Source organism: Saccharopolyspora karakumensis (assembly GCF_004349225.1).
GTDB lineage: Bacteria > Actinomycetota > Actinomycetes > Mycobacteriales > Pseudonocardiaceae > Saccharopolyspora > Saccharopolyspora endophytica.
This window is the reverse complement of record NZ_SMLA01000004.1, coordinates 1-26,629: the sequence shown is the minus strand read 5'-3', so window position 1 is coordinate 26,629 and position 26,629 is coordinate 1. Positions and strand designations below refer to the sequence as shown.

27 protein-coding genes and 1 tRNA gene are annotated in these 26,629 nt (G+C 69.7%); 19 read left to right on the top strand and 9 right to left on the bottom strand.

The genetic code is table 11. The annotated features are described in order from the left end of the window. Window positions 1–89: 89 nt before the first annotated feature. Entirely contained in the window at window positions 90–530 is a 441-nt protein-coding gene (locus E1202_RS03820) for a DUF3224 domain-containing protein (RefSeq protein ID WP_132681084.1), read from the bottom strand. Between the two features lie 65 nt (window positions 531–595). On the opposite strand from E1202_RS03820, the gene E1202_RS03815 reads away from it, so the two are divergent. From E1202_RS03815 to E1202_RS03775, 9 genes are all read left to right on the top strand, one after another. Continuing rightward, entirely contained in the window at window positions 596–1,396 is an 801-nt protein-coding gene (locus E1202_RS03815; RefSeq protein ID WP_132681083.1) for a helix-turn-helix domain-containing protein, read from the top strand. Between the two features lie 50 nt (window positions 1,397–1,446). Next, window positions 1,447–2,193, top strand: coding sequence for an SAM-dependent methyltransferase (locus E1202_RS03810; protein ID WP_132681081.1), 747 nt, complete (start codon window positions 1,447–1,449; stop codon window positions 2,191–2,193). Between the two features lie 30 nt (window positions 2,194–2,223). Beyond that, window positions 2,224–2,793: a DinB family protein gene (locus E1202_RS03805; RefSeq protein ID WP_132681079.1), complete on the top strand. Its 570-nt coding sequence runs from the start codon at window positions 2,224–2,226 to the stop codon at window positions 2,791–2,793. Between the two features lie 312 nt (window positions 2,794–3,105). After that, on the top strand, window positions 3,106–4,428 hold the full coding sequence (locus E1202_RS03800; RefSeq protein ID WP_132681077.1) for an NAD(P)/FAD-dependent oxidoreductase: 1,323 nt from the start codon (window positions 3,106–3,108) through the stop codon (window positions 4,426–4,428). A gap of 312 nt (window positions 4,429–4,740) precedes the next feature. Then, entirely contained in the window at window positions 4,741–5,874 is a 1,134-nt protein-coding gene (locus E1202_RS03795) for an ATP-grasp domain-containing protein (RefSeq protein WP_132681075.1), read from the top strand. Window positions 5,875–5,973: 99 nt separating this feature from the next. After that, a tRNA-Leu gene (locus E1202_RS03790) sits at window positions 5,974–6,047 on the top strand. A gap of 244 nt (window positions 6,048–6,291) precedes the next feature. Then, complete coding sequence (locus tag E1202_RS32020; protein WP_235877659.1) at window positions 6,292–7,083, top strand: hypothetical protein; 792 nt, start codon at window positions 6,292–6,294, stop codon at window positions 7,081–7,083. 267 nt (window positions 7,084–7,350) lie between these two features. After that, window positions 7,351–8,385, top strand: coding sequence for a membrane protein insertase YidC (yidC, locus tag E1202_RS03780; RefSeq protein WP_132681073.1), 1,035 nt, complete (start codon window positions 7,351–7,353; stop codon window positions 8,383–8,385). A gap of 142 nt (window positions 8,386–8,527) precedes the next feature. Then, window positions 8,528–9,319: a Bax inhibitor-1/YccA family protein gene (locus E1202_RS03775; protein ID WP_132681071.1), complete on the top strand. Its 792-nt coding sequence runs from the start codon at window positions 8,528–8,530 to the stop codon at window positions 9,317–9,319. A 264-nt stretch (window positions 9,320–9,583) separates the two neighbouring features. On the opposite strand, the gene E1202_RS03770 is transcribed toward E1202_RS03775, so the two are convergent. Continuing rightward, window positions 9,584–10,804 (bottom strand): acetyl-CoA C-acetyltransferase, encoded by a 1,221-nt coding sequence (locus tag E1202_RS03770; RefSeq protein ID WP_132681069.1) that lies wholly within the window; start codon window positions 10,802–10,804, stop codon window positions 9,584–9,586. A gap of 178 nt (window positions 10,805–10,982) precedes the next feature. Continuing rightward, window positions 10,983–11,921 (bottom strand): SGNH/GDSL hydrolase family protein, encoded by a 939-nt coding sequence (locus tag E1202_RS03765; RefSeq protein WP_132681067.1) that lies wholly within the window; start codon window positions 11,919–11,921, stop codon window positions 10,983–10,985. Between the two features lie 242 nt (window positions 11,922–12,163). Between E1202_RS03765 and E1202_RS03760 the strand changes: the two genes are divergently transcribed. From E1202_RS03760 to E1202_RS03750, 3 genes are all read left to right on the top strand, one after another. Then, window positions 12,164–13,531, top strand: a complete 1,368-nt coding sequence (locus E1202_RS03760; protein ID WP_132681065.1) for a cystathionine beta-synthase — start codon at window positions 12,164–12,166, stop codon at window positions 13,529–13,531. 98 nt (window positions 13,532–13,629) lie between these two features. After that, window positions 13,630–14,775 carry a hypothetical protein gene (locus E1202_RS03755; RefSeq protein WP_132681063.1) on the top strand — a complete coding sequence of 382 codons (1,146 nt, stop codon included), beginning with the start codon at window positions 13,630–13,632 and terminating at the stop codon, window positions 14,773–14,775. A gap of 102 nt (window positions 14,776–14,877) precedes the next feature. Then, a complete protein-coding gene (locus tag E1202_RS03750; protein ID WP_132681061.1) occupies window positions 14,878–16,017 on the top strand; it encodes a cystathionine gamma-synthase in 1,140 nt (379 codons plus the stop codon). A 44-nt stretch (window positions 16,018–16,061) separates the two neighbouring features. Here the strand turns inward: E1202_RS03750 and E1202_RS03745 are convergent, their stop codons facing one another. Further along, the gene (locus tag E1202_RS03745) at window positions 16,062–16,310 is read right to left on the bottom strand and encodes a hypothetical protein (RefSeq protein ID WP_132681059.1); all 249 of its coding nucleotides are present in this window, start codon (window positions 16,308–16,310) and stop codon (window positions 16,062–16,064) included. Between the two features lie 197 nt (window positions 16,311–16,507). Between E1202_RS03745 and ilvA the strand changes: the two genes are divergently transcribed. Beyond that, window positions 16,508–17,719 (top strand): threonine ammonia-lyase, encoded by a 1,212-nt coding sequence (ilvA, locus tag E1202_RS03740; protein WP_132681057.1) that lies wholly within the window; start codon window positions 16,508–16,510, stop codon window positions 17,717–17,719. A 13-nt stretch (window positions 17,720–17,732) separates the two neighbouring features. After that, window positions 17,733–18,278: an Lrp/AsnC family transcriptional regulator gene (locus tag E1202_RS03735; RefSeq protein ID WP_235877658.1), complete on the top strand. Its 546-nt coding sequence runs from the start codon at window positions 17,733–17,735 to the stop codon at window positions 18,276–18,278. A gap of 112 nt (window positions 18,279–18,390) precedes the next feature. Here the strand turns inward: E1202_RS03735 and greA are convergent, their stop codons facing one another. Together greA and E1202_RS03725 are read right to left on the bottom strand one after the other, a co-directional pair. Further along, window positions 18,391–18,879, bottom strand: a complete 489-nt coding sequence (gene greA / locus E1202_RS03730) for a transcription elongation factor GreA (protein WP_207918450.1) — start codon at window positions 18,877–18,879, stop codon at window positions 18,391–18,393. A 191-nt stretch (window positions 18,880–19,070) separates the two neighbouring features. After that, window positions 19,071–19,511 (bottom strand): DUF4307 domain-containing protein, encoded by a 441-nt coding sequence (locus tag E1202_RS03725; protein ID WP_132681055.1) that lies wholly within the window; start codon window positions 19,509–19,511, stop codon window positions 19,071–19,073. 204 nt (window positions 19,512–19,715) lie between these two features. On the opposite strand from E1202_RS03725, the gene mca reads away from it, so the two are divergent. The 3 genes from mca to E1202_RS03710 all read left to right on the top strand — a co-directional run bounded on the left by mca (window position 19,716) and on the right by E1202_RS03710 (window position 23,106). Beyond that, complete coding sequence (gene mca / locus E1202_RS03720; RefSeq protein WP_132681053.1) at window positions 19,716–20,600, top strand: mycothiol conjugate amidase Mca; 885 nt, start codon at window positions 19,716–19,718, stop codon at window positions 20,598–20,600. After that, complete coding sequence (locus E1202_RS03715; RefSeq protein ID WP_132681051.1) at window positions 20,597–20,935, top strand: hypothetical protein; 339 nt, start codon at window positions 20,597–20,599, stop codon at window positions 20,933–20,935. The genes mca and E1202_RS03715 overlap by 4 nt, the downstream gene beginning before the upstream one ends. A 158-nt stretch (window positions 20,936–21,093) precedes the next feature. Then, window positions 21,094–23,106: a thioredoxin domain-containing protein gene (locus tag E1202_RS03710; protein WP_132681049.1), complete on the top strand. Its 2,013-nt coding sequence runs from the start codon at window positions 21,094–21,096 to the stop codon at window positions 23,104–23,106. Here the strand turns inward: E1202_RS03710 and trhA are convergent. Then, window positions 23,097–23,774 (bottom strand): PAQR family membrane homeostasis protein TrhA, encoded by a 678-nt coding sequence (gene trhA, locus E1202_RS03705; RefSeq protein WP_328590943.1) that lies wholly within the window; start codon window positions 23,772–23,774, stop codon window positions 23,097–23,099. The genes E1202_RS03710 and trhA overlap by 10 nt on opposite strands. Window positions 23,775–23,971: 197 nt before the next feature. Between trhA and E1202_RS03700 the strand changes: the two genes are divergently transcribed. After that, window positions 23,972–24,748: an isoprenyl transferase gene (locus tag E1202_RS03700; RefSeq protein ID WP_132681047.1), complete on the top strand. Its 777-nt coding sequence runs from the start codon at window positions 23,972–23,974 to the stop codon at window positions 24,746–24,748. Between the two features lie 63 nt (window positions 24,749–24,811). Here the strand turns inward: E1202_RS03700 and E1202_RS03695 are convergent, their stop codons facing one another. Together E1202_RS03695 and E1202_RS03690 are read right to left on the bottom strand one after the other, a co-directional pair. Further along, on the bottom strand, window positions 24,812–25,057 hold the full coding sequence (locus tag E1202_RS03695) for a hypothetical protein (protein WP_235877656.1): 246 nt from the start codon (window positions 25,055–25,057) through the stop codon (window positions 24,812–24,814). A 249-nt stretch (window positions 25,058–25,306) separates the two neighbouring features. After that, window positions 25,307–25,552 carry a hypothetical protein gene (locus tag E1202_RS03690; protein WP_207918447.1) on the bottom strand — a complete coding sequence of 82 codons (246 nt, stop codon included), beginning with the start codon at window positions 25,550–25,552 and terminating at the stop codon, window positions 25,307–25,309. 255 nt (window positions 25,553–25,807) lie between these two features. Between E1202_RS03690 and E1202_RS03685 the strand changes: the two genes are divergently transcribed. Beyond that, the coding region (locus tag E1202_RS03685) for a DUF885 domain-containing protein (RefSeq protein ID WP_132681045.1) at window positions 25,808–26,629 on the top strand (822 nt) is incomplete at its 3' end.

Genomic DNA, 26,629 nt, shown 5'->3' with positions numbered 1-26,629 from the left:
AGAACCGCCTGCGGCTGAGGGAGACCTGGGGTCTGCGGCGGTCGGGGGCCGGAGGTTCCCGCGCGTCTGGTGAACGGCTCGTCCCGGCCTCAGCCCAGGGAGTACTTCAGGGTGAGTTCGTAGCCGTTGTCGGAGTGGCCTGCGATGGAGACGTCGGCTTCGCCTCGGAGGGCTTCGAGGCCGCGGGTGCCCATGCCCGGGACGACCTGGAGGTGGGCGGAGATCGAGGTCTTGTCCTGGCTGCCGGTGTGCTGGAAGACGCAGGTGCCTTCGTGACCTGCGATGGATCCTTCGAAGCGCTCGAAGGAGAGGATCGGTGCCGCGTCGGCCTTGTAGGCGATCAGGTACGTCAGGGTGCTCGTGCCCTCGATCTCCCCGGTGTAGGTGTACCGGACCTCGGCGCGGGTGATGCCCCGGTTCGGGTAGTAGGCGTCGCCGGCCTCGGTGCCTTCGCCGTCGATGTCGACGACGAGGTGTTCCGACCACTCGGTGACGTTGAAGCGGGCTGCGGCTTTGTGCTGGTAGGTCATGCTCTCGACGCTAGGTCCCGCCGTTGTGCGGGTCTTGAACAAACGCGACGGCTTACGCTGAGCGCATGTCGAAAGCCGGGCGGCCCGAGGCGATCGTGCGGCCGAAGGCGGGGGAGCGGGTGTTCGAGGTGGAACGCCTCGAACCGGATTCTGCGCTGGCCGAGTTCGTCGACTACTACTGGCTGGTCCGCTGGAACGTCACCGACCCGCACCGGCAGCAGGTGGTGCCGCAGCCGCGAGTCCACGTCGCGGCGGAGGACGGCAGGCTCTTCGTCCACGGGGTCTCCCGCGAACCGTTCTTCCGGACCCTGACCGGAGTCGGTCACGTGCTCGGCGCGGCCTTCCACCCCGGCGGGTTCCGGGCGCTGCTGAAGGGCAGCGTCGGAGCGATCTCGGGAACCGTCCGAACGGCCGCGGACGTCCTCGGCCACGACGACCGCGCCGCGGCCCAGCGAATCCTCGCCACCAGCGAAACCGCCCGGATCGTCCCGGTCCTCGACGCCTATCTGCTGGCCTGCGAGCCCGAACCCGACCCCACCGGCCGCGAAGCGACCGAACTGGTCGACGAGGCCCAACGGCGGCCCGACATCGTGCGCGCCGAACAGCTCGCCCAGCACGCCGGGATCAGCCTGCGCAGCCTCCAGCGGCTCTTCGCCGATCACGTCGGCATCGGCCCGAAGTGGGTCATCCAGCGCTCCCGCATCCTCGACGCCACCGCTGTTGCCCACTCCGGCGAACCGGTCGACTGGTCCGAACTCGCCGCGCAGCTCGGCTTCAGCGACCAGGCCCACCTGACCCGCGCTTTCACCCAGGTCGTCGGCACGTCCCCGGCGACTTACCGGAGGGACCCCGGCACCGCGGGGTGAGCCCCGGAAAATCGGGTGCGGTCAGCAGCGGAAGTGGCCACGATCGCGGGATGGATCGCCATGAGCTGAGCGCGCTGGCGCATGCCGAGCACCCCGTCGCCGCCCCGATCAGCGACGTCAACGTGCGGAAGCTGGTCCAGCGAGCCCGGGTCGAGTCCGCCGTCCTCGACCTCGGGTGCGGTGCGGGGGAGTGGGTGCTGCGGGCGGCCGAGGAGCAGCCGGCGGCCCGCGCCGTGGGCGTGGACGTCTCCGACGGCCCGTTGCGCCGGGCCGAGGACGAGGCGCGCCGTCGCGGCATCGCCGACCGGGTCTCGTTCGTGCGGGGCGATGTGCGGGAGTACCGGTCGGACGGCGGGTTCGGGCTGGTCATGTGCGTCGGGGCGGTGCACGCCTTCGGCGGGCTGACCGCGACGTTGCGCGCGGCCGGCGAGCACCTCGCTCCAGGCGGATCGCTGCTGATCGGCGACGGCTTCTGGGAACGCCCGCCCGATGAGAGGGCGCTTCAGGCACTCGGGGCAGATCCGGCCGACCTCCTGAGCCTCGCGGACCTGGTCGACGTCGTCGAGGACGCGGGCTGGACCCCGGTTCACGGTCACGTCAGCGAACCGGGCGAGTGGGACGACTACGAGTGGTCCTGGACCGGCTCGCTGACCGAGTGGGCTCTCGACCACCGCGGAGAACCGGACGCGGCCGAGGCGCTGGAGGCCGCGCGGAGTCACCGCGACGGGTGGTTGCGCGGCTACCGGGGCGTCCTCGCCTTCGTCGCCCTCCTGCTGCGGCGTTCGGACGGCCGGTGAACGTCGGTGGGATGTGGGAGTTTCGCCCCCATGACCGATGAGAAGGTGGCCCTGCAGCACTACGTGCGAGAAGGCCGGGAGGCCGTGCTGTGGAAGGTGGAGGGGCTTTCCGAGTACGACCTGCGGCGGCCGATGACGCCGACCGGGACCAACGTGCTGGGCGTGGTCAAGCACCTGGCGACGATGGAGCTCGGCTACTTCGGGGACGTCTTCGGGCGCCCGTCGGGGATCCCGACGCCGTGGATGGAGCCGGGCGCGGAGTTCAACGCCGACCTGTGGGCCGCCGCGGACGAGTCGAGCGCCTGGGTGCTCGACCTCTACCACCGAGCCTGCGCGCACGCGGACACCACGATCGACGCGCTGGAGCTCGACTCGCGGGGATCGGTGCCGTGGTGGCCGAGCGGCGGCGTCACGTTGCACCGGATCCTCGTGCACATGATCCAGGAAACCGGCAGGCACGCGGGCCATCTCGACATCGTCCGCGAGCTCATCGACGGCGCCGTCGGCCGCGGACCGCGCAACGACAACATGACCACCGACGACCAGCAGCAGTGGCGGGATCACCGCGACCGGCTGGAGCGGATCGCCCGAGAAGCCTGATCGACACGCAGGATTTCCGGGGGTTGCCGCCTTTTGACGCGTCGACGCAGGTCGCGGTCAACTCGATCAAGAAATGGTGCGGGCTTGGCGCCTCTCGCCGGAGATTCGGTAGGGTGATCGCAACCAGACCCCCTGACACCAGAGGCGACGTCTGGTCGATGTCGCCCTCCGCGCTTGTTCGTTACAGAGCGCGTACGCAGCGCGTATGGTCGCCTACCGCGCGTTGATCGTGATCGATGCCACTCGCGACTGGCGTCACATTAAGGGGGGTAGCTGCAGCGCGGTCACGGTATGTGGTGCGACCATAAAGTCATGGCTGGTAAATCCGATCCCACGCGGATTCTCATCCTCGGCGGCGGTTACGTCGGCATGTACACGGCACTTCAGCTGCAGAAGAAGCTGGGGCGTCGTGAGGCATCCGTGACGGTCGTCGATCCTCAGCCGCACATGACCTACCAGCCCTTCCTACCGGAAGCGGCCGCGGGTTCGGTTGAACCCCGCCACGTGGTAGCGCCACTGCGACGAGTGTTGAAGCGGTGCCATGTGATCACCGCATCTGTCACCGAGATCAAGCACGACGACAAGCTCGTCACGATCGAGAACCCGCAGAGCGGAACCGAGACGCTCGCCTACGACGTGCTCGTCGTGGCGCTGGGCTCGGTTTCCCGGCTGCTGCCGATCCCCGGCCTCGCCGAGGAAGGCATCGGGCTCAAGACCGTGGGCGAAGCGACGTACCTGCGCAACCACGTGCTGGCCAAGATGGACGCCGCGGCCAACACCGACGACGAGGAGCTGCGCGAACGGCTGCTCACCTTCACCTTCGTCGGTGGCGGATTCGCGGGCGTCGAGGCGCTGGCCGAGCTGGAGGACATGGCCCGCTACGCGAGCCGTGACTACCCGAACGTGAGCCCTGGCGACATGTCCTGGGTGCTCGTCGAAGCCGCCGGCCGGGTGATGCCCGAGGTCAGCGAGAAGATGGGCGTCTACGTCGTCAAGGCCCTCGAAGAGCGCGGCATCAAGGTCTACCTGAACACCTTCCTGAAGTCGGTCGAGGGCGGTCACGCGGCCCTGTCCGACGGCACGGAGTTCGACACCGACACGCTGGTGTGGAACGCGGGTGTGAAGGCCAACCCGGTGGTCAAGAACAGCGACCTGCCGCTGGACGAGCGAGGCCGCGTCAAGGCCTCGGCGCACATGCAGGTCGAGGGTCTGCCCGGGGTCTGGGCCGCCGGTGACGTCGCCGCCGTGCCGGACCTGTCCAAGACCGACGAGGACCCGGCCGCGACCTGCGCCCCGTCCGCGCAGCACGCGGTTCGCCAGGCCGACCAGCTCGCCAAGAACGTGCTGGCCTCCCTGCGCGGCAAGCCGACCAAGGAGTACCGGCACGCGTACGCCGGATCGGTCGCCGGTCTGGGCCTGTACAAGGGTGTTGCGGACGTCTACGGCTTCAAGGCCAAGGGCTTCGTCGCCTGGTTCATGCACCGCAGCTACCACGTGAGCCGGATGCCCACGTTCAACCGGAAGATGCGGATCGTCATCGACTGGACGCTGGCCTTCCTGTTCAAGCGGGAAGCCGTGTCCATGGGTCAGATCGAGAACCCGCGGGCTGCCTTCGAGCGGGCTGCCGCGAGCTGACGCCACACCGAGCCGAATGACACTCAGGCCGCGCGTCGACGATGACGCGCGGCCTCCATGTTTCCAAGATCCTCGTCCAAGCGGTGGACAAGGCGCCCCGCTATCCTTGACAATCAGTAGCGGGAAAACGAAGACTCACTTCGGGTCTTCACCTGAAAGGATGCGTCACGCGGGGGAAGGGGTGAATCCCTTGACGCTGAAAGAATTGGCGGCGATCTTGCGCAGTGGGGAAGTGCAGGACGGCGTGATCGCGGATTTCGAAGCAGACTACGCCGAAGCGTCGAAGGTGTTCTGGAAGAAGGACGACTGATCATGAGCGCGGCCGAGGACCGGCCCGCTGACCAGGGGGAACGGGCGGAGCCGGAGCTCCGCCCGACGCCGGTGCTGCTGCAAGGACAGGATTACTTCGTCCGCGCGCCCGGCACTCCGCTGGACTTCCAGGAGCGCATGTACCAGGCCGGCCTCGTCGAGGAGGAGCCCGGCGACCCGGTGCCCTGCGTGCTCGTGCTGTCCCGTGCCACCGACATGGAGATGAACGAGCTCTCCCTCGCGCTGGCCGAGCACGACGTCCGCATGGTGCGCATCGACGCGGACCGCTGCCTGGACCTACCACTGACGGTGCACGCCGATACTCCTCTGATCGAATTCCACCGCTGGCTCTTGCGCCCGGTACTCATCTGGCGGCGACACTTCGACATGACCGCCGTACCCGTTGATCCCGCAACGGTCTACGGGGCCTATGTTCGTGAGCAGTGGCACGCGGTCGGCAACTGGCTGACCACGAGGGACGATTGGGACCAGGTGAACACGGGGCCGTCCGGTGGAGTGCTCGACCGGCTGACGCAGCTTCAGGGCGCGGCGTCGGTCGGTCTGCGCGTGCCCCGCACCTCCGTGACCACGATGCCCGGGCGCAGCCGCCCCGGTGGCGCGCAGTGCATCGTCAAAACCGCAGGTCACCACATGCTCGAACCGGAGCCCGGCGCGCTGCGCGGGCTCTTCCCCCAGCCGTTGGACATCCGCCGCACCGGTGGCGAGGCGCGCGAGCCGGCTCCCGTGCTCGTCCAGCAGTACCTCGACGCCGACGAGGAGCTGCGGGTGTTCGTGGTGGGGGAGCGCGCGATCGGCTTCCGGGTGAACAAGCTCGACCCGGCTCAGCTGTGGGTCGACCCCGAATCGGTCGTGGTGGAGCCCGTGGACGTGCCCGGTGACCTGGCCGAACGGCTGCTGCGCCTGTGCGAGCGCTGGCAGCTGGACGTGGCGGGCTTCGACCTGCTGCGGGCGGGTGACGAGTGGGTTTTCCTGGAGGTCAACGTCAACTGCGACTGGCGTTGGTTCGAGCAGCGCGCCGACAGCAAGGACGTCTCCGGCGCGGTGCACGACTGGGTCCACTCGCGGTTCGACGAGCTGGCGGAGTCGGCGGCGGTGGGTGAATGGGGCAGCTGGTGACCAGATCACGAGGGTGTGGAATCTGCCCGCGCGCGGGAACCTTAGGCGGTCTCGCCGCGTCGTAGTGGCGAACCGGCACACGTGCCGGTATCAAGGCTGGCCCCCGTAGCCCAATTGGCAGAGGCAGACGACTTAAAATCGTCAGAGTGTCGGTTCGAACCCGACCGGGGGCACTTTTCCAATCTAACGGGTCATCTCCGCTCGCACCTCCTTCATCCGCGCATTTCGGGCACCTCGTTCGGGTGATCTTCGCGGTTCGGCTTGTTGGTGAAGGCTTTTCGTGCTGGACGCGATGGCGTTCCGGTTTCGTTTCGGTGAACAGCCGGCTGCGCTCGACGCTCGATCAGGACGCGGTGGGGTGGCGATTACCCCGCGGGGGTTTCGCCCCGGCCGGGTCAACAGCGACAATGCGCCCTCATGGCCTACGAGCGAGACCCCCGGGCCGGACGGCCGGGACCGGGGCAGCAGGGACCGCAGCAGCCGGGACCGCCGCAGGGCGGCCCTCAGCAGCCCGGACCGCCTCCCGGCCCGCCGGGACCACCGCCGGGCGGTCAGCCGAGGCCGCAGCAGGTCCCGCCGGGGCAGATGCCTCCCGGACCGGCTCCTCAGCAGGTGCCCCCGGGGTATCAGCCCGGTCCGCCGGCTCAGCCGCCGATGGGCGGGCAGCCCATGCCGCCCCAGCAGCCGATGCCGCCTCAGCAGCCGCCGCCGGGCGGAGTGCCCGGCTACCAGCCGCCGGCGAACAGCCCGTACCCGGAGACGCGCGTCGACGGCTACCGGGACGATCCGTACGCCGACCCCTACGGCTACCGCGACGATCGTTACGACGACAGGTACGACCACCGCGAGCCCGAGCGCGACCGGTACCGCGACGACTACGACCGCCGCGACCGCGACCGCGACTACGACCGGCGCGACCGGGACGGGTTCCGCGGACCCAGCGCGGACGCCATCGGTCGCACGGTCCAGGTGCTCAGCGCGCTGATCGCGCTGGTGTTCGTGCTGCACATCATCTTCTCGGTGACCGGCGCGAACCAGGACAACGACTTCGTCGCCTTCACCTACGGCACCGCGAAGTTCTTCGTGCTCGGCCTCGGTGACGTGTTCACCCCGGGTGACGCGACGATCGGTCTGGTGCTCAACTACGGGCTGGCCGCGCTGATCTACCTGTTCGCCGGTCGGATCATCGCCCGAGCGCTGCGGCGGTGACGCTGGGTTGAACCGGGCCCGGTCTGCGCCGGGTCCGGTCTTGCTCCGGTCACCTGTCCGCGTGACCAGGGAAAACGTTCCGTGATCGGCTTCGGTCGCGGTGGACTGCCAGGGGGCGACAGCCGTCCGGCGTCCGGGCATGGCACCCTTGAACTGGCCGGACCTGCGTTTCAGCGGGTTCAGCCGCGCACGTACGGCCCGGGTTGCGCCGGATGGAAACGACGTCGGGCGCTCGCCCCCCAGCGGCCCATGACCAGGAGTAGCTGAGTGGAAAGTTTCTTCTCCTTCATCCTCTACCCGGTGTCGGCGATCTTGTGGTTCTGGCACAAGGTCTTCGGCACCGTGCTCGGCCCGGACAACGGCTTCGCCTGGGCCCTGGCCGTGTTCTTCCTGGTCTTCACGCTGCGCGTGGTCCTCATCAAGCCTGCGCTGAGCCAGATGCGCGCGGGCCGCAAGATGGCCAAGTTCGCGCCGCACATCCAGAAGCTGCGCGAGAAGTACAAGAACGATCGCCAGCGCATGGCGCAGGAGATGCAGAAGCTCCAGTCCGAGCACGGGGTCAACCCGCTCGGCGGCTGCCTGCCCGCGCTGCTGCAGATCCCGGTCTTCCTGAGCCTGTTCCACGTGCTGCGGAACTTCCACCCGGGCGCGCAGAGCAACTTCATCTTCGACAAGGCCGGCGTCGACTCGTTCATCCAGGCCGACATCTTCGGTGCGAAGCTGTCGAACTGGATCACCCAGCCCGCGACGGAACTGGCGCTGTTCGGCACCGACCGGACCTCGATGATGATCGTCGGCATCCCGCTGATGCTGATCGCCTCGGTCGCCACCTACTTCACCATGCGGCTGTCGGTGAAGAAGCAGACCGACGCCTCGATGGCCAACCCGCAGTCGGCGATGATGGCCAAGTTCATGATGTACATCGCGCCGATCGGTGCGATCGTCTCCGGCTGGTTCCTGCCGATCGCCGTCCTGCTGTACTGGCTGGCCAACAACGTCTGGACGCTGGGTCAGCAGCACTTCCTGACCAAGAAGATCGACGCGGAGCAGGAGCGCGAGCGGCAGAAGGAGATCGAGGCGAAGAAGGCCACGCCTCGTCCCAAGCCGGGGCAGAAGCCGGTCCGCGACGCCAAGGCCGAGACCTCCTCGGAGGAGGGCGAGGCCGCCACGGCCACCGCGACCGAGGCCAAGCCGTCCAAGCCCGCACCTGGTCAGCGGCCAGGCGGCAAGCCCGGCGGGAAGAAGAGCCAGCCGAAGAACCGCCCTGGTAAGCAGGCGTCCAGAGCCAAGAAGAGGCGTTAGACAACGTGTGAGCAAAGGCCGGTGGATCTTGTGACCACCGGCCTTTCGCGTCCGGTAAAGTCCGGTTTTACCGAACCGGGAACCGATCGGGACCGCCGGTCGTTGGATCTGGAGACGGCGCAAGAACGCCCAGGAGGATGAGTTGCGCACAACGAGCAACCCCGCGTTCCGCAAGCTGCCGGAAATGGCCGGTGGCTACGCGAACTTCAACTACGGCCAGGGACAGCAGTCGTCCTACGGCCAGGCGCCGGCTGCTCCGCCGCAGGCCGCGCGACCGATGACGATCGACGACGTGGTCACCAAGACCGCGATCACGCTCGTGCTGGCGGTGATCACCGCGACGCTGACCTTCCTGGTCGGTCCCCCCGCGGTCGTTCTGGCGCTGCCCGCGGCGCTGGTCGCCCTGGTGATCGCGCTGGTCATCGTCTTCACCAAGAAGGTCCGGCCGGCTCTGGTCGTGGCCTACTCGGCGCTGGAGGGCGTGTTCCTCGGCGGCATCAGCTACTTGTTCGCGTCGCTGTTCAGCCCGAGCATCATCATGCAGGCGATCGTGGGCACCCTCGGTGTCTTCGCTGCGATGCTGGTCGTCTACAAGACCGGCGCGATCCGGGTGACGCCGAAGCTGACCAAGTGGATCATCGGCGCGGTCGCGGGTGCGGCAGTGCTGATGCTGGTCAACCTGGTCGCCAGCTTCTTCATGCCGGGCGGTTTCGGCCTGCGCGAGGCGGGCCCGCTGGGCATCGGCTTCAGCCTGCTGTGCATCGGCATCGCGGCGTTCAGCTTCCTGCTGGACTTCGACGCCGCCGACAAGGCGATCCGCAGCGGTGTTGACGCCAAGTTCGCCTGGTACATCGCCTTCGGCCTGATGACCACCCTGGTCTGGCTGTACCTCGAGATCCTCCGCCTGCTGTCGTACTTCTCCAGCAGCGACTGACCGGGATCCCCGCAAGACCCGACATTGGCCGCCACCCCGAGGGGTGGCGGCCAATGTCGTTGGGGGTTACCTGTTCGCGGCGGCCGCCGCTGTTTCAGGTGTGGGACTCACCCGGCACCGCCGCGGGTTCTGAGGTGGTCCTCCTGTGAGGACGTGCCGACGTCGTGTAATGGCTACATGAGTCGGCGCGCCCGGAGCAGGAGGGCCGCCTCAGGTTCCGCTACCCGCACCGCCATGCAGATGGAGCACGGAATCTGAACCAGGTCAGCTGAGGCGTTCGAGGACCATGGCCATGCCCTGGCCGCCGCCGACGCACATGGTCTCCAGGCCGAACTGCTTGTCGTGGAACTGGAGGGAGTTGATGAGCGTCGTGGTGATGCGGGCACCGGTCATGCCGAAGGGGTGGCCGACGGCGATCGCGCCACCGTTGACGTTCAGCTTCTCCAGCGGGATGCCCAGGTCCTTGTAGGACGGGATGACCTGCGCGGCGAAGGCCTCGTTGATCTCCACCAGGTCGATGTCGTCGATGCTCATGCCCGCGCGCTTGAGGGCCTGCTTCGACGCCTCCACCGGGCCCAGGCCCATGATCTCCGGCGACAGGCCGGACACGCCGGTCGACACGACGCGGGCCAGCGGCGTCAGCCCGAGCTCCTTGGCCTTGGTGTCGCTCATGATGACCAGCGCCGCGGCGCCGTCGTTGAGCGGGCAGCAGTTGGCGGCGGTGATCCGGCCGTCGGGGCGGAACACCGGCTTGAGGCCGGCCACGCCCTCCTTGGTCACGCCCGCGCGCGGGCCGTCGTCGGCGGAGACCACGGTGCCGTCCGGGGTGGTGACCGGGGTGATCTCGCGGGACCAGAAGCCGTTGGCGATGGCCTTCTCGGCGAGGTTCTGCGAGCGGACGCCGAAGTCGTCCATCTCGTCGCGGGTGACGCCCTTGAGGCGCGCGAGGTTCTCCGCGGTCTGGCCCATCGGGATGTAGACGTCGGGCACGAGGTCGAGCTCGCGCGGATCGGTCCAGTTCTCCGCGCCCTGCTCGGCGGTCTGCTGGGTGCGGGCCTCGGCGTCGGCGAACAGCGGGTTGTGGGTGTCCGGCAGCGAGTCGGAGGAGCCCTTGGCGAAGCGCGACACCGCTTCGACACCGGCGCTGATGAACACGTCGCCCTCACCGGCCTTGATGGCGTGCAGCGCCATCCGGGTGGTCTGCAGGCTCGACGAGCAGTAGCGGGTGATGGTGGTGCCGGGCAGCTGGTCGTAGCCGAGCTCGACCGCGACCACCCGGGCCATGTTGAAGCCCTGCTCGCCGCCGGGCAGACCGCAGCCCAGCATCAGGTCGTCGATGTCGGCGGGGTTGAGCTCGGGGACCTTGTCCAGGGCGGCCTTGATGATCTGGGCGGTCAGGTCGTCCGGACGGATGTCCTTCAGCGATCCCTTGCCGGCGCGCCCGATCGGGGACCGCGCGGCGGAGACGATGACTGCTTCGGGCATGGGGAACTCCTTCGTTCGCCGGGGCGCGAAAACTCGTTACTGACGAGTCACTTTAAGGGCGTTGAGACCATCTTGGCCGTGACGCCACTCACCGACAACCCCCATACCAACCGGTCGGTACCTCAGGCCCGACCGGATTCCAGTGGAAGTCAGGAATCCGATTTCCACTGAAATCCGGTCAACCCAGGCCGCGGCCGGGGGCGCGGAGGTGGAGGCGGCGGTTGAGGTGGGCGACGATGCGGCTGGTGGGGCGGCGGGCCTCGGCCGTTTCCGATCGGGTCGGGGCCGGCGGCAGCGGGCCGCCCTGCCAGGCGCCGATGGCCATGCACATGACCGGCAGCAGGATCTCCGCCGCAGCCTCGTAGCCCGCGCCGGACGGGTGGAACCGGTCCGGGCTGAAGAACTCCGCCGGCCTGGTCAGGAACTCCGGTGAGAGCAGGTCGGCGAGCGGGACCGCGTAGCCGCCGGCGGTCTCCACGCTGCGGCGCTGCGCGCGGGCCAGCGCGATGCTCCAGCGGCTGGCCACCGAGCGCAGCGGCTGCGGGATCGGCCGGATCGACCCGAGGTCCGGGCACGTGCCCACGACGACCTTCACGTCCGCCTCGACCAGCCGCCGGACCTGCTCGGCCAGCAGCTCCGCGCACCGCGAGACCGGCAGCTTCGAGGTCACGTCGTTGGCGCCGATGATGATCAGCACCACCTCCGGGGGCTGCCGCAGGGCCGCGTCGACCTGCGCGGACAGCTCCCGCGTCGTCGCGCCGACGATGGCGTGCGTGGTCAGCGCGACCGGCCCGTCCAGCTCCTCGGCCAAGCCCTGCGCCACCCGGACGCCGGGCAGCTCGCTCGGGAAGTTCGCGCCCAGCCCCGCGGCGGAGGAATCCCCGAGCACCGCCATCTCCAGCGGCCGGACGTCTTCGGGGACCTCGCTGCGCGCCACCGGGCCGACACCGGTGGGCAGGTGCACGCCGTCGGCGCGCAGCGGCTCGGCGATCGGCGGTCCGATGACCCTTCGCGCGTGCCCGGCCTGACCGTTGAGCAGGCCGTAAGCCGCTCCGGACAGGCCACCCGCGGTACCTGCGGCCAGCAGTGCGAGCCGCAAAGCCTTCGTCGCGATCATCTCGGCCCCTCCCTCCACACCACCCCGGGGACCGGGAATGTAGACCCGTCGCACCAGGGATGCGCTCGGCGAAACGCCTACACCCCGCTACTGGATAGACGCCGCCGAGCCGAAAAAACTTCCCTGACCGTGTGTCGTCCGGAAGGTCCCTTGGGTTAGCGCCTGAACAGGCGATTACGCTCGGCATCACACCCGCGCCGGAGACCCGCCGGGCGGGACCGACCGACGACTGAGGACGAGGCGTGGACTACGTCGAGCACGTCACCGAACTGGTGGGCAACACTCCGCTGGTCCGGCTGAACGCGGTGGCCACCGGCAAGACCCCGGTGCTGGCGAAGGTGGAGTACCTCAATCCCGGCGGCAGCGTGAAGGACCGCATCGCGCTGCGCATGATCGAAGCCGCGGAGGCTTCCGGCGAGCTCAAACCAGGCGGCACGATCGTGGAACCGACCTCCGGCAACACCGGTGTCGGCCTGGCCATGGTCGCCCAGCGCAGGGGTTACCGCTGCGTGTTCGTCTGCCCGGACAAGGTCAGCGAGGACAAGCGCAACGTCCTCAAGGCCTACGGTGCCGAGGTCGTGGTGTGCCCGACCGCGGTGGAGCCCGAGCACCCGGAGTCCTACTACAGCGTCTCCGACCGCCTGGTCGAGGAGATCGACGGCGCCTGGAAGCCCAACCAGTACGCCAACCAGCAGAACCCCGAGTCGCACGTGCACTCCACGGGCCCGGAGATCTGGGAGCAGACCGAGGGCAAGGTGACGCACTTCGTTGCCGGCATCGGCACCGGCGGCACCATCTCCGGCACCGGCGAGTACCTCAAGAAGGTCTCCGGCGGCAAGGTCAAGGTCATCGGCGCGGACCCGGAGGGCTCGGTGTACTCCGGCGGTCACGGCCGCCCCTACCTGGTCGAAGGTGTCGGTGAGGACTTCTGGCCGAGCACCTACGACAACGGGATCTGCGACGAGATCGTGCCGATCTCCGACGCCGAGTCCTTCCAGATGACCCGTCGCCTGGCCAACGAGGAAGCGCTGCTGGTCGGCGGTTCCTGCGGCATGGCGGTCGCCGCCGCGCTCAAGATCGCCGAGACCGCGAGCCCGGACGACGTGATCGTGGTGCTGCTGCCCGACGGCGGTCGCGGCTACCTCGGCAAGATCTTCAACGACTCCTGGATGGCCTCCTACGGCTTCCTCTCGCCCGACGCCGCCGGCGGATCCGTGGGCGACGTGCTGCGCCGCAAGGACGGCACGGTTCCCGAGCTGGTGCACACCCACCCCAGCGAGACCGTCGCGGAGGCCGTGGCGATCCTGCGCGAGTTCGGCGTCTCGCAGATGCCGGTCGTGCGCGCCGAGCCGCCGATCATGGCCGCCGAGATCGCGGGCGCGGTCAACGAGCGGGACCTGCTGGACGCGCTGTTCGCGGGCCGCGCGAACCTCGCCGACACCGTCGAGCAGCACATGTCGCCGCCGCTGCCGACCATCGGCGCTGGTGAGGAGATCAGCTCGGCCATGTCGGCGCTGACCGGTGCGGACGGTGCGATGGTGCTCATCGACGGCAAGCCCGCCGGCGTCGTGACCCGCCAGGATGTGCTCGGATTCATCGCGGGTCGATGACGAGTTGGTGCTGAAACACCACTGCGCTCTGGCCTGATCAGATAGCGTAGGGCCGAAGTATGCCCAGGACTTTGGACGCCGCAAGGGAGTAGTACCCGATGAGCTCTCCGCAGCCGCCGGACGGCGGTCAGCAGGGTTCGGATCCGATCTCGAACCGGATGGACCCCCAGGACGAGAACCAGGCGGGCGGTGACTCGACCCAGGTCGTCCGGCCCGTCCAGTCGCAGGGGCAGCAGCCTCCGTCGGAGGCGACGCAGGTCGTCCGGCCCGCAGGCCAGCCGCAGGGTGGTGACTCCACCCAGGTGGTGCCGCCGTCGATGCAGCCGCCGCAGCCGATGTACCAGCAGCCCGGTGGTGGGGACGCGACGGCCATGGTGCCGCCGTCGATGCAGCCCCCGCAGCCGATGTACCAGCAGCCCGGCACGCAGAGCCAGCCCGGCGGATTCCCCGCGCAGCCGCCGCAGCAGCCGGGCACTCCCGGCAGCGGCTTCCCGGCTCCGCAGGCCCAGGGCGGTTTCCCGCCCCCGCAGGCCGGCGGCTTCCCGGGCCAGGGCGAGCCGGGCAACCCGCAGCTGGCCAAGGTGTGCGCGATCCTGGGCATCGTCCTCGGTGTTCTGGGAATTCTCGGCGGGTTCTTCAGCTTCGCAGGTCTCGCGGCGCTGTCGGCGATGTCCTCGCAGGCCGCGGAGCTCGGCGTGGACGTCCCGCCGGTGGGCTTGCTGTACGTCCTGGTCGTCGTCAGCATGCTGCTGTCCATCGCCTACGCGGTCGGTGGTGTCCTGCTGCTGAAGCGGCGTTCCCTCGGCGCGATGATGATCGGTGGTGCCGCGGCCGTCGGCGTCGTCGTCGCCATCATCCAGCTGATCATGATGCCCAGCGGGATCTCCGGTTGGTTGGGCGTCCTCTTCGGCATCGCGCTCGCCGTGCTGGCGTTCCTGCCCGCGGTCCGCGAGTGGGCCAACGCCGGTTCGGGCGCCCCGGCGCCGCAGGCCGGTGGCTACGGCCAGCCGCAGGGCGGCTACGGCCAGCAGGGCTTCGGCCAGCAGCAGCCGCCGCAGCAGTTCGGCCAGCCCGGACCGCCGCAGCAGTTCGGTCAGCCCCAGCCGGGCTACGGTCAGCAGCCCCCGCAGCAGGGCTACGGCCAGCAGCAGCCCCCGCAGGGCTACCCGCAGGCCGGTGGCTTCCCGCAGCAGGGCGGCTACCCGCAGCAGCCCGGCCAGCCGCCGCAGCCGCCGCAGTGGTGAGCTGAGCTCAGCGTCCGAGTGCCCCCGGCCCCCAGGTCCGGGGGCACTTCGCTTCTCAGGCCCGGGTCGGCGGATCTGCGCTGGAGTAATACGCTGCTCCACATGAGTGACGGCTTCGCCACCCGCGCGATTCACGCGGGCCAGGAGGCAGACCCGACGACCGGTTCGGTGATCGTGCCCATCCACGCCACCTCCACCTACGCCCAGGACGGCGTCGGAGGGATGCGCTCGGGCTACGAGTACTCCCGCACCGGCAACCCGACCCGGACCGCGCTGGAGCGCTGCCTGGCTGAGCTGGAGAACGGCAGGCACGCGCGCGCCTACGCCTCCGGCATGGCGGCCACCGACGCGGTGCTGCGGTCCGCGCTGCGCCCGGGTGATCACCTGGTGATCCCGGACGACGCCTACGGCGGCACCTTCCGGCTGATCGACAAGGTGCTCTCCGGCTGGGGCATCTCCTACACGCCCGCCCCGGTGTCGGACGTGGACGCCGTGCGCGCGGCGATCCAGGAGAACACCAAGCTGGTCTGGCTGGAGACGCCGACCAACCCGCTGCTCAACATCGGCGACATCGCCGCGCTGGCGCAGGTCTCCGCCGATGCGGGCGTGAAGTTCGTCGTGGACAACACCTTCGCCTCGCCGTTCCTGCAGCAGCCGCTGGAGCTCGGCGCGACCGCGGTGGTCCACTCGACGACCAAGTACCTCGGCGGGCACTCCGACGTGGTCGGCGGCGCGGTGGTCACCTCCGACGACGAACTGGCCGAGCAGCTGGCGTTCCTGCAGAACGGCGCGGGCGCGGTGCCCGGGCCGTTCGACGCGTTCCTGACGATGCGCGGTCTCAAGACGCTCGCGGTGCGCATGGAGCGGCACAGCGCGAACGCCGAGCGGGTCGTCGCGGCGCTGAGCGGTCACCCCAAGGTCGCCAAGGTGCTCTACCCGGGCCTGCCCGAACACCCCGGGCACGAGGTCGCCACCAAGCAGATGAAGCACTTCGGCGGCATGGTCTCGTTCCTGCACGCCGACGGTGAGCAGGCCGCCCTGGACGTCTGCTCCCGCACGCGGCTGTTCACCCTCGCCGAGTCCCTCGGCGGCGTCGAGTCGCTGATCGAGCACCCGGGCCGGATGACGCACGCGAGCACCGCGGGTTCGATGCTGCAGGTCCCGTCGGACCTGGTCCGCCTGTCGGTGGGCATCGAGGAGGCCGACGACCTCGTCGAGGACCTGCTCGCCGCGCTCGGCTGATCACCTGGGCGGTCGTGCCCGGGACCCGTTCCCGGGCGCGCCCGTCACCGGGCCACGAACGGGTCTGAGCCGCCCGGGGACGGCGGCGCATCGGCCGTCTCGCGCGGGGCGACGGGCAGGTCGCTGGGCCGCAGGCAGCCGCCGATGAGCTCCACGACCCCGTCGTGCTCGTGGTAGGAGCCCGGGTCCTCGCAGCCGGAGTTGAGCACCACCAGGACCGCCGCACCGGACAGCGTCGCCGCGGTGATCATGCCGGCGAGCAGCGGGAACACGCCGTTGCTCGGCTGCGCCATGCTGCCCTCCAGGCGGTGTGTCGGTGCGCGCCTCGCGCTCGGTGACCGTGCTGCCCACTGAGCGTACCGAACGTGCCGCGCTGAGGTCGGTTTCGAGAGCCGAACCATCGTGCCCTCCGGTGAGCTCCGCCGCTCCTGCGCGAGGGGACTTCGGCGCACGCCTAGTACCCGTAGATCGGCGGTGGCACGATTGGCCCATGCAGCTCGTCGACCTCGACCGAATCCGCGAAGCGGACGCCCTGCTCGCCAAGGTGGCACGGCGAACCCCGATGGAGCACTCCCGAGTGCTCGGCGAGTACACCGGCGGCGAAGTCCACCTCAAGTGCGAGAACCTGCAGCGCACCGGTTCGTTCAAGCTCAGGGGCGCCTACGTCCGGCTGCTCGGGCTCGACGCCGAGCGCCGCGCGGCCGGTGTGGTGGCCGCCAGCGCAGGCAACCACGCCCAGGGCGTCGCGCTCGCGGCGCACCTGCTGGGCATCCCCGCCACCGTCTACATGCCCGAACGCGCACCGCTGCCGAAGCTGGCCGCGACCAAGTCCTACGGCGCCCAGGTCACGCTGCACGGCGCGGTGCTCGCCGAAACCCTCGCGGCGGCCAAGGAGCACGCCGAGCGGACCGGCGCCGAGTTCATCCACCCCTTCGACCACCCGGACATCGTCGCGGGTCAGGGCACGGTCGGTCTGGAGATCCTGGAACAGCTGCCCGAGGTGCGCACGATCCTCGTGCCCACCGGCGGCGGAGGGCTGGTCGCGGGTGTGGCCGCCGCGGTGAAGGCGACGCGCCCCGACGTGAAGGTGCTGGCGGTGCAGGCCGAGCAGGCCGCGGCGTGGCCGCCCTCGCTGGCCGCCGGCAAGCCCGTGCCGCTGACCGACACCCAGACGATGGCCGACGGGATCGCCGTGGGCGAACCGGGCGCGGTGCCGTTCGCGCACGTGTCGGAGCTGGTCGACGGGGTCCTCACGGTCAGCGAGGAGTCGCTGTCCCGAGCGCTGCTGCTGTGCCTGGAGCGGGCGAAGCTCGTCGTCGAGCCCGCCGGGGTCGCCGCCGTCGCGGCCCTGCTGGAGCACCCCGAGCAGGTCGTCTCGCCGACCGCCGCGGTGGTCTCAGGCGGCAACATCGACCCGCTGCTGCTGCTCCAGCTCATCCAGCACGGCATGACCTCGGCGGGCCGCTACCTGTCGCTGAGCGTCCGGCTGCCCGACCGGCCCGGTTCGCTGGCGGGCCTGCTCGCCAAGCTCGGCGAGCTCAACGCCAACGTCATCGACATCGAGCACTCGCGCATCTCCGGTGCGCTCGCGCTCGGCGAGGTCGACGTGGAGGTCTCGCTGGAAACCCGAGGTCAGGAGCACTGCGAGTACGTCGTCACCCAGCTCGAAGCCGTCGGGCACACGATCCTCGCCCGTCGCTGAGAGGAGCGCTCACGTGGCTGCCACCAGCGGTCCCGACGAACTGGACGCCCGGTTGCTGCTGTTGCTCTCCGACGAGCCGCGGCTGGGAGTGCTGGAGTGCTCGCGCCGGCTCGGCGTCGCGCGCGGCACCGTCCAAGCCCGGCTGGACCGGCTCGTCGAGCGCGGCGTCCTGCAGGGATTCCCGCCCGAGCTGGACCTGGCGGCGATGGGCTACGGGCTGACGGCCTTCGCGGTCCTGGAGATCACGCAGGGACATCGCGGACTCGTCGCCGAGCAGCTGGCCGCCATCGACGAGGTCTGCGAGGTGCACGCCACCACCGGCCAGGGAGACCTGTTCGTGCGCATGGTCGCCCGGTCCAACGACGACCTGCAGCGCGTGATCGACGAGGTCGTCGGAGTGCCCGGTGTTCGGCGCACTTCGACGTCCATCGCCTTGTCGACACCCGTGCCGCCGAGAGTGCGTCCGCTGCTTCACCGACTTTCCCGGGAAAAGCGAGCGGGCGTCCCGGAATCCGGAACGCCCGCGGACCGAGCGCACAAGCCCGGTATCGATTCTTAATTGCGGTGAAACCGTCGGAACGGTTTCACCCGCATATGCCCGGTGAAGGCAGATCAACAAAGGCGCGCGGCAACTCCAGCGGCTGCTCGCGAAAGAACTTCGGAATGCGAGATCAGCCGTTGAAGGGCTCTGCCTTGACGAGCGTGACCTTCATGTTGCCGCCGTTGGGCAGCTCGTACTCCCGGCTCTCGCCCTCCTTGGCGTCGAGCAGAGCTTTGCCCAGCGGGGAGCTGGGGGAGTAGACCTCGAGGTCGCCGTGCGCGCCCTCTTCGCGGTTGGCGAGCAGGAACTGCTCGGTCTCGTCCTCGCCGTCGTAGCGGACGGTCAGCACCGAACCGGGCTTGGCGATGCCGGACTCGGTGGGCACGTCGCCGACCTGCGCGGTGCGCAGCAGTTCCTGCAGCTGGCGGATGCGAGACTCGATCTGACCCTGCTCTTCGCGAGCGGCGTGGTACCCGCCGTTCTCGCGCAGGTCGCCCTCCTCGCGGGCTTCGTTGATCTTCGCGGCGATCACCGGGCGGTTGGCCACGAGCTCGTCCAGCTCACCCTTGAGCCGGTCGTAAGCATCCTGGGTCAGCCAGGTCACCTGGGTCTCGCTCACGGTCACCACTCCTCGTCGACTTCCGGCCCGCACTCACAACGGGCCAAATTGCAATTCCGTCCTTTTCTCAGCCAATGCCAAGTAACGGAAAAACACGGCCCTCAGCGGGGGCCGTGCTGCGCTCGACGATAGCACGCATCAGCACGCAGAGGGACCGGATTCTCCTCGCGCCCGACGTGCAGCGGGGCGCTTCACCCGGTTGGCCGCGTGTGAGTGGACAAATATTCAGGAACGTTGTAAGTGCAGCCGTACACCTCCCCGATGGTCGCTCGGGAGGATGTACGAAGCACAGTGTCCTGCCGACTCACGCCGTTCGCCGGATGGATCAGGACTTCGCGCCTGCCGACCTCCTCGCCGGATTCGGCGCGACCCCGCACCACGCAGTCCGCGGGCCGCTGCGGGTCCTCCCGCTGGACCTCCAGGGTGATCCGAACGGAGTGATCGTCGATCACCTCGAAGGCGACCTGCTTGCCTTCGATCGGAGCAGAGCCGATGTTGCGGTAGCCGATGAGCGCGACGCCCACGAGAGCCAGCAGCGCGACCGCGAGCAGCGCCCAGCGGAGGACGGGACGGGTGCGCGCGCTGCGAGCGCGCGAGCCGTACCGGTCCTGCGGGACCTGCTGCTGCGTCACGGCGGCCTTTCGACGCGGGCGGTGGATCTGCGGCCGGAACCACAAGGGGTGACGGCCGCGATGTCGGCTCCACCGGGAACAATGGAGGACGACATCCACGTTGAGTATCCCTGGAGCGCCCAGCGGAGGAGACGGCGGGGCCGTCGACGCGGAGGAGCCGTGCACAGGGCGGATGCTGCTACTAGCGGGAGGAACAAGCGGGCGATGGCGGACAAGCTGCGACTGATGACGGTGCACGCGCACCCGGACGACGAGTCCAGCAAGGGGGCCGCGACCACCGCGCGTTACGTGGCCGAGGGCCACGACGTGATGGTGGTCACCTGCACGGGAGGTGAAGCGGGCAGCATCCTCAACCCGGCCATGGATCGGCCCGAGGTCGTGGAGAACCTGACCGACGTGCGCCGGGAGGAGATGGCCAAGGCCGCCGAGATCCTCGGCGTCGAGCACCGCTGGCTCGGCTACGTCGACTCCGGGCTGCCCGAGGGCGACCCGCTGCCGGCGCTGCCGGAGGGCGTGTTCGCCACGGTGCCGATCGAGGAGTCCACCCGCGAGCTCGTGAAGGTGATGCGGGAGTTCCGCCCGCACGTGGTGATCACCTACGACGAGAACGGCGGTTACCCGCACCCGGACCACATCCGGTGCCACGAGATCTCCGTCGCGGCCTTCGACGCCGCCGGTGACCCGGACCTCTACGAGGGCCAGGGCGAGCCGTGGCAGCCGCTGAAGCTGTACTACTCGCACGGTTTCTCCCGCAAGCGCATGCAGCTGTTCCACGAGTCGCTGCTGGCCGACGGCAAGGAATCGCCCTACACCGACTGGCTCGCGCGCTGGGACTCCCAGGACCGCCCCGACCCCGACGACCGGGTCACCACGCGCGTGCCGTGCGGGGAATACTTCGAGCAGCGGGACGACGCGTTGCGCGCCCACGCGACCCAGATCGACCCGACGAGCCGCTGGTTCGCGGTCTCGTGCGACGTGCAGCGCGAGCTGTGGCCGACAGAGGACTACGAGCTGGTGCGCTCGCTGGTCGACACCACGTTGCCGGAGGACGACCTGTTCGCCGGCGTGCAGGAGAGGGTGTGCGCATGAGTGCCCAGGAGACCGTCGCACTGGTGCTGGCCCAGACGCCGGGGCCGCCGCAGGACCCGGGTGGGCAGGGTGAGGACTTCGGCAAGTCCTCACCGGTCGGCCTGGTGCTGCTGATCGTGTTCGCCGTGGCTGTGGTGTTCCTGGTCCGCTCGATGACCAAGCACTTGAAGAAGCTGCCGGTCGTCTTCGACGAGGAGAAGGCCGACGCCGCGGCCCCGGCCCACGTCAAGCGAGCCGAGGCCGAAGCCGCGAAGCGAGCCGAGGAGTCCGAGGCCACCAAAACTCCGGAGCCGGAGGAGACCTCCTCCAAGCCGTCACAGGCGAAAACCGACTGACCTCCGGCTCAGAGCGGGGCCACCTGGGAAACCGGGTGGCCCCGTTCTGCGCCGGGTGACCGGAAGACCGCCGTGCTCGGGTCCCCGATTACGGCGGTAATCCGGTTACCCCCACCGTCACCAGTGCGTTCGGAAGATCGAGATGGGAAGGTGGGGGTATGGCGAACCGGCTTGCGGACGCGACGAGTCCGTACCTCCTCCAGCACGCTGACAACCCGGTCGACTGGTGGCCGTGGTGCCCGGAGGCGTTCGCCGAGGCCCGCCGGCGGGACGTCCCGGTGCTGCTGTCGGTCGGGTACGCGGCCTGCCACTGGTGCCACGTCATGGCGCACGAGTCGTTCGAGGACGACGAGACCGCGCGGCTGATGAACGAGCGCTTCGTCAACGTCAAGGTGGACCGCGAGGAACGCCCCGACATCGACGCCGTCTACATGGAGGCCACGCAGGCCATGACCGGCCAGGGCGGGTGGCCGATGACCTGCTTCCTCACCCCCGACGGCGCGCCGTTCCACTGCGGCACCTACTACCCGGCCTCGCCGATGCCGGGGATGCCGTCGTTCCCGCAGCTGCTCTCGGCGGTCGCGGAGGCGTGGGAGGGACGCGGCGAGGAGGTTCGCCAGGCCGCGAGCCGCATCGTCGAGCAGCTCAACGCGCAGCGCTCACCGCTGCCGGAGTCGATAGTGGACGACGAGGTGCTGACCGGCGCCGTCGGCCGGTTGCGCGGCGAAGCCGACCGCGAGCGCGGCGGCTTCGGCGACGCGCCGAAGTTCCCGCCCTCGATGGTGCTGGAGTTCCTGCTGCGCCACCACGAGCGCACCGGGTCCGACCAGGCGCTGGAACTGGCCCGCCACTGCTGCGCGGCGATGGCGCGCGGCGGCATCTACGACCAGCTGGCCGGCGGTTTCGCCCGCTACAGCGTCGACGCGGCCTGGGTGGTGCCGCACTTCGAGAAGATGCTCTACGACAACGCCCTGCTGCTGCGCGCGTACGCGCACCTGGGCAGGCTCGGCGACGACCTGGCGGCACGCGTGGCCAGGGAGACCGCCGGTTTCCTGCTGCGCGATCTGCGCACGCCGGAGGGTGGTTTCGCGGCGTCGCTGGACGCCGACACCGAGGGCGTCGAGGGCCTGACCTACGTGTGGACGCCGGAGCAGCTGCGCGAGGTGCTCGGCGAGTCCGACGGCGACTGGGCGGCGTCGCTGTTCCTGGTGACCCCGGAGGGCACCTTCGAAGAGGGCACGTCGACGCTCCAGCTGCCGCGCGACCCCGACGACCAGGCCCGCTGGGCGCGGGTGCGGCAGAGCCTGCTGGCCGCGAGGGAGCAGCGCCCGCAGCCGGGCGAGGACGACAAGGTCGTCACCGCTTGGAACGGCCTGGCGATCACCGCGCTGGTGGAGGCCGCGACCGCCCTGGAGGAACCCTCCTGGATCGAGGCCGCCGCCGGTGCCGCCGAGCTGCTGCTGTCGACGCACCTGGTCGACGGCAGGTTGCTGCGCACCTCGCGGCACGGCGTCGCGGGCACGGCAGCCGGGGTGCTGGAGGACTACGCCTGCTTCGCCGACGGGTTGCTGTCGCTGCACCAGGCCACCGCCGATCCGCGCTGGCTGACCACCGCGTGCGAGTTGCTCGACGTCGCGCTGGAGCAGTTCGCCGACGCCGATCACCCGGGCACGTTCCACGACACCGCCGCCGATGCGGAGACGCTGGTGCGCAGGCCCTCGGATCCGACGGACAACGCCAGCCCGTCCGGTGCCGCCGCGCTGACCTCGGCACTGCTGACGGCATCGGCCCTGGTCGGGCCGGAGTCCACCGGCCGCTACCGCACCGCCGCCGAGCAGGGCTTGTCGCGGGCGGGCCTGCTGGCCCAGCGCGCGCCCCGCTTCGCGGGCCACTGGCTGGCGGTCGCCGAGGCCCGCGCCCAGGGCCCGATGCAGGTCGCCGTCGTGGGGCCGGACGAGTCCTCACGCGCCGAGCTCCTCGCCACGGCGCACCGCCGGGGACCGGGCGGCGCGGTCGTGGTCGCCTCGACACCGGAAGCGACCGGAGTTCCCCTCCTGGCCGACCGGCCCCTGGTCGACGGTGCCGCGGCCGCCTACGTCTGCCACGGCTACGTGTGCGACCGCCCCGTCACGACCACCGGCGAACTGGCGGACAAGCTCGCTCAGGCGTAGAGCGCGAGCCAGATGGCCACGTGGTGGCAGATGGCCGCCGCGGTGACCGTCGAGTGGAAGAACTCGTGGTAGCCGAAGGTCTTCGGCCACGGGTCCGGCCAGCGGGTGGCGTAGAAGACCGCGCCGACCGTGTAGAGCGCGCCGCCGACGATGAGCAGCACCAGCACCGCCACGCCCGCGTTCTCCAGCAGGTCCGGCAGCACGAACACGGCCACCCAGCCCAGCGCGATGTAGACCGGGACGCCGACCCAGCGCGGCGCGTTCGGCCAGGCCAGCTTGAGGATCACGCCGCCGAGCGCGCCCGTCCACACCACGGCGAGCACGATGGCGCCGGTGGTCGGTTGCAGCGCGATCATCGCCAGCGGCGTGTAGGTGCCGGCGATGAACAGGAAGATCATCGAGTGGTCGAGCCGTCGCATCCAGGTGCGCGCGCCGACCGAGTTCCAGGTCTTGCGGTGGTAGAGCGCGCTCACGCCGAACAGGCCGAGCACCGTCGCCGAGTAGATCGAGGTGCCCAGCGCTGCCTCGGCCGACACGGTCGAGGCGGCCAGCGAGATGAGCGTCGCGCCGGCGGCGAAGAACGCCAGCAGCGACCAGAAGTGGATCCAGCCGCGCATGCGCGGCTTGACGATCGCGTGCGGGACTCGGGAAGACACGGCGTTGGTCACGCCACAAAGGTTACGGGACCGTAGGTTTGGTCCGCTGTGACGTCTGTTGCAAACCGGGCTTTCGCGGCGTCCGACGCACCCGATCGAGACCTCAGAACCAGCAGCCGTGCGGGTTCTCAGGTGGTGAGAGGAGAAAGCGGCTGCGCCGCTTGGGCTCGGCGCCGATGGTCATCCGCATCCGCGTAGTCTCATCTGGCGTGGCGCTCAAGGTTCGGTTGAAAGAACTCATGTACTCGGTCTACGAGCGACGGCTCAGCCGGAAGCTCGATGGCCTGCAACATCCCAGGCACGTCGGCGTCATCCTGGACGGCAATCGCAGATGGGCCAAGGAAGCCGGTCTGGACGCGGCGCACGGGCACCGGGCGGGCGCGCGCAAGATCGCGGAGATGCTCGGGTGGTGCGAGGAGGCGCAGGTCGAGGTGGCCACGCTGTGGCTGCTGTCCACCGACAACCTCAACCGCAGCGAAGCCGAGCTCAACGCCCTGATGGAGATCATCGCCGGGGTGGTCGACGAGCTCACCGGTCCGGGCAAGTCGTGGCGGGTGCGGATCGTGGGGGCGCTGGACGTGCTGCCCACCGAGACCGCCGCCAGGCTGACCGCCGGTGCGCTGCGGACCGAGGGTCGGACGGGGATGCAGGTCAACGTCGCGGTCGGCTACGGCGGCAGGCGGGAGATCGCCGACGCGGTCCGCAAGCTGCTGCAGCAGCACGCCGAGGCCGGGACCTCGATCGAAGAGCTCGCCGAGGTGCTCACGGTCGACCACATCGCCGAGCACCTCTACACCTCCGGCCAGCCGGACCCGGACCTGCTGATCCGCACCTCGGGCGAGCAGCGGTTGTCGGGCTTCATGCTCTGGCAGTCGGCCCACTCGGAGTTCTGGTTCACCGAGGCCTACTGGCCGGAGTTCCGCCGGATCGACTTCCTGCGGGCGCTGCGCGACTACGCGGTGCGCCACCGCCGCTTGGGCCGCTGACCCCGAGCAAGCGAAAAGGCCAGGTCGGTGACGACCTGGCCTTTCCGAATGCGATCAGCTGGTTCAGCCGGCGGACGGGTGGTCCAGGATCGGGGCGTTGACGCATTCCGCAGTCTGCGGCGACAGGATCGGGACGACCGCACCCGCCACGGCGACGTTGTTACCGCAGGCCTGCACCGGCAGGACGCTGAGGTTGTTGTCGTTGAGGACGTTGATGCCGTCGTTGTCCGAGCTGTCGGCGTTGGCGACGGGGGCCAGGGCCAGCAGGCCGGCGGCGGCACCGGCGACAATCGCTGCCTTCTTCAGCACTTGGGTCACTCTCCTTTAGGAATTCCGCGGGATTCGGAGTTCACACCAACGGCCTCGGTCCAAATCCCGGTTGGGAGACCGAGTGTGGTGTGTTCCGGTCGCAAACTACAGCGAACATGCCCGTTGCCCAAATTCCGTAACCCCATTGTGTGAATTCGGATCCAAGAACCGCTGGCGGACGCGGAATGCGCGCGCACGAAAAAGGAGCGCCGGACTCGTTCCGGCGCTCCTCCCTCGTCGGCGAAGGCGTCAGCCCGCGCTCGGGTGGTCCAGGATCGGGGCGTTGACGCACTGGGTGTGGTTCGGCGAGGCGATCGGTGCGGTGAGGCCCAGGACGGCAACGTTGTTGCCGCACAGCTGCACCGGCAGAACGCTGACGTTGTTGTCGTTCAGGACGTTGATGCCGTCGTTGTCCGAGCTGTCGGCGTTGGCGACGGGGGCCAGGGCCAGCAGGCCGGCGGCGGCACCGGCGACAATCACTGCTTTCTTCAGCACAGCTTTGCTCCTTGATGAGATGAGTTGAGCAAGTGCGTGCTTCTGCCCGGAAAGAGTGAATTCCGGAGCGAGTGAAGCACCTGGCTTGAAACGTAACCAGGGGTTGTGGAAGGCGACACTCGGATACCACCATTGTGTGTACTATTGCCTCCAGCGCTCATGTACTCGCGAGTATTCGCCGAAAAGGTCCAGCACTTTCCAGGGCCGATGAATTCGGTGAAATCGGGTGCGCGTCCGGACGCGTACCGTCCAGGCGTGGACTCAGCGCGGTTGGTGTCCGACTACGTCCGGCTCGGGCTGCGGTTCGACCGGCTCCAACCCGGCCTGGTCGACTCCTACGCGGGAGACCCGGGGCTGCGGCTCCGGGCGCGCCACGAGCCGCGTCCGGACCCGCAGCGGCTCGTCGCGCGAGCCCGCGCACTGCGCGAGGAGCTGGGCGGTTGCGGGCTGGCCGAACCCCGGCGGCGGTTCCTCGACGCTCAGCTCACCGCGCTGGAGGCGATCGGTCTCCGGCTCGCGGGTCAGGAGATGTCGTTCGCCGCGGAAGTGCGGGCGTGCTTCCAGGTCACCCCGGAGCTCGGAGATCCCGACGAGTACCGGGAGGTCCACCGCGAGCTCGACGCGCTGCTGCCGGGGCCGGGGACGACGGCCGAGCGGCTCGCCGCCGTCCGGCGCCGCGACCGGCTGTCGCCCGAGCGGCTGGAGGTCTGCCTGGAGGCGGTGTCCGGCGCGCTGCGCGAGCGGGTGCGCGCCCGCTTCGGCCTGCCGGTGCAGGAGCGGGTGCGCTACCGGGTCGTCACCGATCGGCCGTGGAGCGGGTTCAACGAGTACCTCGGCGGATTCCGGTCGCGGGTGTCGGTCAACGCCGACATCGGTCACCGCGCCTCGAGCTTGCCGCGGCTGATCGCCCACGAGTCCTACCCGGGGCACCACACCGAGCACTGCCGCAAGGCCGCCGGGATCGCGCGCACCCAGCCGGAGCAGGCGATCTTCCTGGTCAACACCCCGCAGTGCGTGCTCGCCGAAGGTCTCGCCGACCTGGGCCTGCACGCGGCGGTGGGGGAGGGCTGGGGCTCG

Coding starts and splice junctions, on each gene's coding strand:
- E1202_RS03820 (WP_132681084.1), bottom strand. CDS start 530: ATGACCTACCAGCACAAAGCCGCAGCCCGCTTCAACGTCACCGAGTGG.
- E1202_RS03815 (WP_132681083.1), top strand. CDS start 596: ATGTCGAAAGCCGGGCGGCCCGAGGCGATCGTGCGGCCGAAGGCGGGG.
- E1202_RS03810 (WP_132681081.1), top strand. CDS start 1,447: ATGGATCGCCATGAGCTGAGCGCGCTGGCGCATGCCGAGCACCCCGTC.
- E1202_RS03805 (WP_132681079.1), top strand. CDS start 2,224: ATGACCGATGAGAAGGTGGCCCTGCAGCACTACGTGCGAGAAGGCCGG.
- E1202_RS03800 (WP_132681077.1), top strand. CDS start 3,106: ATGGCTGGTAAATCCGATCCCACGCGGATTCTCATCCTCGGCGGCGGT.
- E1202_RS03795 (WP_132681075.1), top strand. CDS start 4,741: ATGAGCGCGGCCGAGGACCGGCCCGCTGACCAGGGGGAACGGGCGGAG.
- E1202_RS32020 (WP_235877659.1), top strand. CDS start 6,292: ATGGCCTACGAGCGAGACCCCCGGGCCGGACGGCCGGGACCGGGGCAG.
- E1202_RS03770 (WP_132681069.1), bottom strand. CDS start 10,804: ATGCCCGAAGCAGTCATCGTCTCCGCCGCGCGGTCCCCGATCGGGCGC.
- E1202_RS03765 (WP_132681067.1), bottom strand. CDS start 11,921: ATGATCGCGACGAAGGCTTTGCGGCTCGCACTGCTGGCCGCAGGTACC.
- E1202_RS03755 (WP_132681063.1), top strand. CDS start 13,630: ATGAGCTCTCCGCAGCCGCCGGACGGCGGTCAGCAGGGTTCGGATCCG.
- E1202_RS03750 (WP_132681061.1), top strand. CDS start 14,878: ATGAGTGACGGCTTCGCCACCCGCGCGATTCACGCGGGCCAGGAGGCA.
- E1202_RS03745 (WP_132681059.1), bottom strand. CDS start 16,310: ATGGCGCAGCCGAGCAACGGCGTGTTCCCGCTGCTCGCCGGCATGATC.
- ilvA (WP_132681057.1), top strand. CDS start 16,508: ATGCAGCTCGTCGACCTCGACCGAATCCGCGAAGCGGACGCCCTGCTC.
- mca (WP_132681053.1), top strand. CDS start 19,716: ATGGCGGACAAGCTGCGACTGATGACGGTGCACGCGCACCCGGACGAC.
- E1202_RS03715 (WP_132681051.1), top strand. CDS start 20,597: ATGAGTGCCCAGGAGACCGTCGCACTGGTGCTGGCCCAGACGCCGGGG.
- E1202_RS03710 (WP_132681049.1), top strand. CDS start 21,094: ATGGCGAACCGGCTTGCGGACGCGACGAGTCCGTACCTCCTCCAGCAC.